Source organism: Vibrio sp. 1580 (assembly GCF_033340055.1).
This window is the reverse complement of sequence record NZ_JAWOVT010000099.1, coordinates 1-974: the sequence shown is the minus strand read 5'-3', so window position 1 is coordinate 974 and position 974 is coordinate 1. Positions and strand designations below refer to the sequence as shown.

Sequence of the window (974 nt, the reverse complement as noted above, 5' to 3'; positions counted from 1 at the left end):
ACAAGGTCAACTTTTTCAGCTTTTTTTGCAGGTTTAGCTGGTGCTAACTCTGAGATCCAACTTTCGATGCTTTCCGTCACTTCTTTGGTCAAACGAGCCACGCCTTGTGCCTTGCTACGTTGCCACAAGTAACCTTCAGATGTACGGCACTTATCCAACAAGTTTTGCTGCTGCTCAGCGGTCAATGTTGAGAACTGTTTGTGCAGTTTAACGATGGTTGGACGACCTAAATCGCCAACATTTGGATACGCTTGTAGCAATTCTAGCGGCAATGCCGCGGCTTTAAGCGCACCACTTACCAATGCTTCACTGCACTGGAACATTTTCGCTAGCGCTTTTTGGTCTTCAGCTTCACCGCTTTCCAGCTTAGCCTGCATCTCTTTGCCTTTTTCGTAAAGCGACAGCGGTTTGTGAGCATTCGCGACGTCAGATAGGAATTTCGCGTGTTCAGTGTTGATGCCATCACCAACGTAAACCAAGAAATCCTTACCCGCCAAGATACAAGACATACGACGGCGGCTACCGTCTAGTACTTCAATTTTGCCATCGTCAGTGCGACGACCAACAGCTGGGTACTGTTGACCTCGCTCTTTCAGTGTCACCAAAACATCAGATAAAGCATGCTCATTCAAGAATGATTGTTCACGGGCATTGTCCGCGAACACACGCGTCTCGCTTGCCACTTTATCTGCGGGAATACGAACCAATTCAAACTGAACCGTGCCCTCACCCGCCACAGCCAACTCGATGGTTTGCGCTTTTTCTTTTGCTGCCGTTTGCGCTTCTTGGGGAGTCGCTACTCGACGTTTATTCGTTTTACCAAATAATTTCGCGTTTAATTCAGACGTTTTCAAAGCCATTTACTGTTTACCCCTGATTTAATGACGGCCAGTTAGAGTGCAATACGCGCTCCAATTCCAATGCGCTTTTGTGAACCGCATCTTGAGCAGTTGCAAGTGTCTTCTTGCCGCCTT

1 protein-coding gene is annotated in these 974 nt (G+C 47.5%); it reads right to left on the bottom strand.

Going from position 1 to position 974, the window contains the following annotated elements:
- The coding region (locus tag R7093_RS24290; RefSeq protein ID WP_318146891.1) for a ParB/RepB/Spo0J family partition protein at positions 1-860 on the bottom strand (860 nt) is incomplete at its 3' end.
- Between the last annotated feature and the right edge of the window lie 114 nt (positions 861-974).